6 protein-coding genes are annotated in these 6,339 nt (G+C 55.3%); 3 read left to right on the forward strand and 3 right to left on the reverse strand.

Annotated features, from left to right (window positions below):
• Nucleotides 1–290: DUF72 domain-containing protein (locus H6F43_RS10110; protein ID WP_190342656.1), on the reverse strand; the 290-nt coding region annotated here is incomplete at its 3' end.
• Between the two features lie 217 nt (nt 291–507).
• Here H6F43_RS10110 and H6F43_RS10115 point away from each other — a divergent pair.
• From H6F43_RS10115 to H6F43_RS10125, 3 genes are all read left to right on the forward strand, one after another.
• Nucleotides 508–2,499 carry a serine/threonine-protein kinase gene (locus H6F43_RS10115; protein ID WP_190342657.1) on the forward strand — a complete coding sequence of 664 codons (1,992 nt, stop codon included), beginning with the start codon at nt 508–510 and terminating at the stop codon, nt 2,497–2,499.
• A 182-nt stretch (nt 2,500–2,681) separates the two neighbouring features.
• Nucleotides 2,682–4,343, forward strand: a complete 1,662-nt coding sequence (locus H6F43_RS10120; RefSeq protein ID WP_190342658.1) for a serine/threonine-protein kinase — start codon at nt 2,682–2,684, stop codon at nt 4,341–4,343.
• Between the two features lie 67 nt (nt 4,344–4,410).
• On the forward strand, nt 4,411–4,860 hold the full coding sequence (locus tag H6F43_RS10125; RefSeq protein WP_347272394.1) for a gamma-glutamylcyclotransferase: 450 nt from the start codon (nt 4,411–4,413) through the stop codon (nt 4,858–4,860).
• Here the strand turns inward: H6F43_RS10125 and H6F43_RS10130 are convergent.
• Both H6F43_RS10130 and H6F43_RS10135 read right to left on the reverse strand, forming a co-directional pair.
• Nucleotides 4,841–5,404: a zf-HC2 domain-containing protein gene (locus tag H6F43_RS10130; RefSeq protein WP_190342659.1), complete on the reverse strand. Its 564-nt coding sequence runs from the start codon at nt 5,402–5,404 to the stop codon at nt 4,841–4,843. The genes H6F43_RS10125 and H6F43_RS10130 overlap by 20 nt on opposite strands.
• A gap of 144 nt (nt 5,405–5,548) precedes the next feature.
• Nucleotides 5,549–6,208 carry a sigma-70 family RNA polymerase sigma factor gene (locus H6F43_RS10135; RefSeq protein ID WP_190342660.1) on the reverse strand — a complete coding sequence of 220 codons (660 nt, stop codon included), beginning with the start codon at nt 6,206–6,208 and terminating at the stop codon, nt 5,549–5,551.
• Between the last annotated feature and the right edge of the window lie 131 nt (nt 6,209–6,339).

Here is a 6,339-nt window from a genome sequence, read left to right on the forward strand (position 1 = left end):
CTCATCTGCTCGATAAAGCGCAGCGCGCCAGAAATTTGCGGTCCAAGCAGTCCCCCATGCGTCAGTGCTTTCGGCAATTTGAGGCAGAACTCAAAGCCAGCAGGCGTCTCAGCTGCCCAGCGCTTTACTGTTTCGGCATCTGGAACTGAGTAGAATGTCGTATTACCCTCAACCGTGGTGAAGCGACGGCTGTAGAGGTGCAGGAACTCACTGGGACGGCTCCCGGTTGGAAACAGATCTCCAAGCCAGCCTTTGTATGCCCAAACTGCACAGCCGATGCGAAGGTTCATGACGATCGAGGGAAACGGGTGATGGAAAAAGGAGGAAGGGATGGAGAGATAATGGGAAGCTTAATAAAGCTCTCGTGTGAGCTCATTCCTGGATCAGACCTCTACACAGTTCACTAGACGCCGTTTGACAGCGCCAGTTTATAGTAGCCATGATAACGGCGTGCATCACAAACAATCGTTGCTTTTCTAACCCCCCATTACGGAGTTCCAATCCCTCATGTCACCGCTTTTCTGCACTCTGGGACACGAAAATTCAGGAGACAGCCGCTTTTGTCGCCAGTGTGGAGAGCAGCTGAGCGCGGTGGCAGTAGGGTTGATCGCTCTGTCCGGCCAACTGCTGGGTGGGCGGTATCGAGTGAAGCGGGAGTTAGGGCAGGGAGGCTTTGGACGCACCTATCTGGCAGAGGACACCCATCGGTTTCATGAACCCTGCGTACTCAAGGAATTTGCTCCACAGGTGCAGGGAACGCAGTCGCTTCAGAAAGCAGAGGAGCTATTTGCGCGCGAGGCAGGAGTGCTCTACAAGCTTCAACACCCGCAAATTCCGCAGTTTCGCGAACTGTTCCGTGCAGAGGTGCAGGGCGTCGGGCGGCTGTTTCTGGTGCAGGACTATGTCGAGGGACAAACCTATCACGCGCTGTTACAGACACGTCGCGCTCAGGGGCACCTGTTTACCGAGCCCGAAGTGCGACAATTGCTGTTTCAGCTTCTCCCGGTGCTGGATTACTTGCACCGATCGGGCGTTGTCCACCGCGATATTTCGCCGGACAATTTGATTCTTCGCAGCAGCGACGGCTTGCCTGTACTGATTGATTTTGGCGGTGTTAAGCAGGTGGCAGCGGCAGTTGCTTCCCATCTGCACGCCTACGCCTCTGCGATCGGCACTCGACTGGGCAAACTTGGCTATGCGCCCGATGAGCAGATGAACACCGGAGATGCATTCCCCCACAGCGATTTGTACGCGCTGGCGGTGACGGTGCTGGTGCTGGTGACGGGGCGAGAACCGCAGGAGCTGCTAGCAGGCGATCGGCAGCAGTGGAAGCAGCAGGTGCGGTTGAGTCCGCCCTTTGTCTCAGTACTAGACCGAATGCTAGACCCCTATCCTCCCCGTCGCTATCAGTCGGCTCCAGACGTGCTGTACGTGCTGAGCAGTCCTGCTCAGCCAAACCATGACATCACGCTTCCCCCTCCCCCTTCCCCCCTCCCTACGTTCTCACACGGATCTAGCACTGTGGCGATCGCGCCGCCCCCTGCTCGCCCAAAGGCGCGATCGCTGCCGTGGCTTCCTCTAGTACTGCTGGGACTGCTGGGAGGAACCGCCACCGGCTGGTGGTGGCTAGGACGCGAGTCGCCTAGCCCTAAACCGCAGCCGACTCAAACGGCAGTAGCTCCCCCGTCCGACAACAGCACGAACGTTTCGCAGTACTCTAAGCAGGAGCAGGCGCGGAAACAGGCAATCCGCGATCGCCGCCAAACTCTTGGCATTGACCAAGGATTTCTCGTGCGATTGGTGGACGATGCGTTTTACCTGGATCACCCGATCAATCGGGCGCTGAGCGCTGACCCCAGCGATGAAGCGCTGCGGGCTGACTGGGACCGGAAAGCCACCGAGATTCTGGACCGCTTGGAGCGTCTTAGCCAAGCCGCACGATCGCGTCTGGGCAGCTACTCTAACGCGGATGTAGACAAGCGTCGCGCCGCCGTGAATCAACTCAACCTCAGCAGTCGATCGCTCAATGATTTAACGGATGCCCACTTCTTCCAGTGGTTTCCCGACCAGCCCCGCGATCCGACACTGCTTCAGCGCCCGTTTGGGCAGGTGTGGCAGGCGATCGCAACCGATGAAGTTGCAGCAATTCAGGCAGGCACCGCCCTAGAACGCATTCAGTTTCCATCCGGGCGCTTCAGCCAGCAGGTCAGCGGCACGCTGAAGCCCGGGACTGGAAGGGCGTTTACTGCTAGTCTCCAGAAAGATCAGGTGATTCGGCTGAGTGTACAGGCTCCATCAACGACCCGTCTGTCGCTCTATCCGCCCAGCAGCAAGCTGCCAGCGCTGCTAGAGGATTCAAAGGAGTTGGAGTGGTCCGGTAAACTGAGCGCTTCTGGCATCTACGAGGTTGTCCTTGTCTCCACGGCTACGCAGTCTGTGGAGTACACCATCAATCTTGCTGCCGCCGAAAATGTCACAATGCCGGATTCTACCAATTAGCAGTTTTCACAGCCGTTGACTTGTAGGTGACAGTTTAGTACATAGATACTATAATTCTGTCAATCTTCATTGCTGAATCTTGCTTCAAGCTTTAAGGAATCGGCTATAACTCTCGCAGATCTCACTCCTCATCTTTCAGTGAAGATGGGGAGCATTCTCTAAATCGTGCGTCTGCAAGCGTTATGAGCACCTCTAACTCCCCTGAAACGGCGATCGCTCCTGTGACCAGCAATCCCCCAACAATGCCCGCTCCTCTGACTCCTGGAACCGTGTTGCAGAACCGCTATCGCGTGGTTGGCGTCGCGGGACAGGGCGACTTTGGTCAAACCTACCTTGCACGGGACCAAGCGCAGAATAACGCCCTTTGCGTGCTGAAGGAATTTACACCTGCCGTTCATGACCCGGCGGCACTGCAGACGATCGGGCAGCGGTTTCAGGCGGCGATCGCCATTCTGCACACGCTTCAGCATCCCCAACTTCCCAGCACCCAAACGTTGATAGCCTACGATCAGCGGTTTTACTGGGTGCGCGACTACATCGAAGGCAAAAGCTACGGCGTGCTGCTGGACGAGCGCAAAGCAATGGGACAAACGTTTTCGGAGGCTGAGGTCGTGCAGGTTCTCCAGCAGGTGCTGCCCGTATTAAACTACCTGCACAATCGCGGCGTCATTCACCGCAATCTCTCGCTCGACAGCATCATTGTGCGCGATCGGGACTGGCTTCCCGTTCTGATTAATTTCGGCTTAGTGAAAGAACTGGTAGCACGGATGCAATTGCATCCCGTTGATCCAAACACAATCGCCGGACAGTGGGGCTACGCGCCTCCAGAGCAGTTGATGGGTCGTGTGTATCCCAACAGCGACCTTTATGCGCTGGCAGTCATCGCGATCGCGCTGCTGACCGGGAAAGGACCGCAAGACCTCTACGATGAAACGGCGCAAAGCTTCAATTGGCAGCAGGTGACAACAAGCGATCCGCGTCTGGGACAACTCTTGCAGTGCATGCTGATTCCTGACCCGCAAAAGCGCGTTGCTACGGCTGGCCAAGTGATGCAACTGCTTGCCACCCTAACCACCCTAAAAGCTCGCTCACCTTCTACGACGGTTGCAGCGCCCTCACCCACCTCTAGTATTCAATCGGCTCCAGCACCCAAAGGGCGCATTCGTCCGAGACGTCGCTTCAATGCAGAATTTCTCGCATCTGCCGCCCTGATCACGGGACTGGCGCTGTTGGTTTCTGTCGTATCGTGGCGAATTCTGTCATCGATAGTGTCTCCCGCCCGATCGCCTCAAGCCACATCCTCAGATACTTCTACAAATGCGCCCACTGCCAAGCCAACGACTAGTCCCTCTACTCCATCACCGTCAGCTGTACCCAGCGCAGACACCTTGCGCGATCGTGTAGAAAAACTGAACCTGGACCGATCATTTCTGACCAGTCTGGTAGACGAAACCTTCTACGCCAAGAATCCACAGCTAAAAAACCGCAAGCCAGACACGACGCAGCCGCAAGCTGAATGGAACCGCACCGCTGGCGATCTGCTAGAGAAATTAGAAACTCTCGCGCCTGAAACCCGCCAAAAACTCGGAGCCTACCGTCGTGCAAACTATGATGAGTGGCTAAAGCAACTGGGAGAAACTGGGCCAAGCAGTCGCACACTCGATCAGTTAGCAGACGATCGCTTCTTTCAACTGTTTCCCGACCTGAAGGGGCAAACGCTGAATCCCCGGACGTACGGTCAGGTTTGGTATGCGATCGCTGAAGAACAACTTGGTGCAGCAAAAACTCAGAAATCGGATACGGCTCAACCAAATCCTGAACCCAGCGCTAAACCGCCGAACTAGCAATCTAAAGTAACGCGTTAGGCTCGGAACGGCTTGATTCGCGGCTAATCTTGCATCAGATTCTCTTGTGGTGATCAACCTTTTTGTCTACGGCACCCTCAAGCCCAGCGAAGCCCGCTATGCTCAGCACGCTAGCGAGATTGTGGCCGCCAGTCGTGCGATCGCTCTGGGTCAACTCTACGCTTTACCCTTGGGCTATCCCGCTATGACTGCAGGAACCATGACTGTTCATGGCTACGTGCTCTCGTTCGCAGATGACTGCGTTCTAAACCAATTGGACGAATACGAACTCCACGATCCCGCCGAGTTTGAGCGCTATGCAGGACTTTCTCGCGCTGAGCACGAGTACGATCGGGTTCAAATCGCCACCTTCGACCCTGCTCAAACGCCGCTAGGAACTGCTTGGGCGTATACAATGACTACCAAGCAAGTACAACGGCTCCGTGGACTGCTGTTGCCAGAAGGACACTGGAGCCGCGAGCATCAAGCTCAACTGTTTAGCGCACTCGATTTGTAGACTTAGACGAGTTTCTGGGTGTGACTGACTCTTGAGAGATGTCCACCAAGGGTTTATCCAGCGCTACCAGCAACGGGTCTGCATCCACACTCTGTTGAGGAGCAGGAGACTGAGGCTTAGGAGCAACCGCAAATTCAGGAGTCGGAGACTGAGCAGTAGGAAGCACGATCGCCAGCGCTCCAATAAACAGCGCCGCAATTGCCGCACCTGCCCCGCCCCAAACAAGGGACAGCTTAGGTCGGCGCTCCACTTGGGCAAACACTCGATCCACCGTTTCTTGAATCGATTGCTCAGACGTTACGGGAACGGGTAGGCTCTGGAAGCCTTGCCGCAGCCTGAGCAGGCGGCTGTGGAGGCGCTGAGCGATCGGGTCTGTGGCAAGCCACTCTTCGACCTGTTTGCGTTCCCCTGCCGTCACCTCACCGTCCAAATAGGCGCTCAAGAGTTCAAATCGATCACGCTGGACGGTATTCGACGCGCCAGAGGTCGGCTGAGTCGAAGGGGGCTGATGATTGTCGTTGTGCAAGTTGAAATCAGGAGTCATTTCAGCATCACTTCACAGTAAGGGAATGCACCCAGGCATCTATACGATCCGCAAACCAAACTCATAAACCTTCACACCACTCACCCTAATTATGAAATAACTGCCACAGCGAAAACTGTCAATGAGGCATCAATGCTGCTCATACTAGTTTCCGTCCAGGTAAGTTTGCAGTTGAGACTGAAGGCGAAGCCGTGCTCTGGCGATTCTGGACTTTACGGTTCCCAGTGAAACACCCGTCAGTTCAGCAATTTCTTCGTATGCCATGCCCTGAATCTCACGCAGAACAATTGTCGTGCGAAAGACTTCGGGCAAGTCAGCGATCGCGTCGCGAAGCTGGTCGTAGAACTCGCGAGTCGTCAAGTCTTCGTCTGGTCCGGGAGTGTCAGAAGCAATCTCCCAGTCCATCTCACCATCATCTAGCGACAAGGGTGCATCTAGCGACAGCGGTTGCGCGTTGCGCTTGCGCTTGCGTAACTCATCGTAAAACAAGTTGGTAGCAATTCGACTCAGCCAGCCGCGAAACTTAGCGGGTTCGTTCAGCCGCTTGATATTGCGGTAGACGCGAATCCACACTTCCTGAGCCAGATCCGATCGGTCTTGCCAATCCGGAGCCAGGTGATACAGCACCTTGTCAACATGCGACTGGTAGCGACGCATCAGTTCAGCAAAGGCAGCTCTTTCAGGACGGTGTCCTGTCTGACATTGCAAAACCAAATCGTAGTTCGGGAGTTTTTCAGCTTGCACTGGACCTTGGGCGGCTTTTGCCTCGACCGTTGACCAGGATACAGGAAGAGAGGAATTCATGGGCGGAACTAACTCTAAAACATTCCTTCTCCCAGGACGGTCTCTTCTTGATCAAGGTTCCCACAGTCGCGGGGAATTCCTTATAACACTAGCAAACCACTCTAAAACTGACGCAAATTTCCAGGTGGTGG

The sequence above is a fragment of the Leptolyngbya sp. FACHB-36 genome (assembly GCF_014695955.1).
Classification (GTDB): domain Bacteria; phylum Cyanobacteriota; class Cyanobacteriia; order Leptolyngbyales; family Leptolyngbyaceae; genus FACHB-36.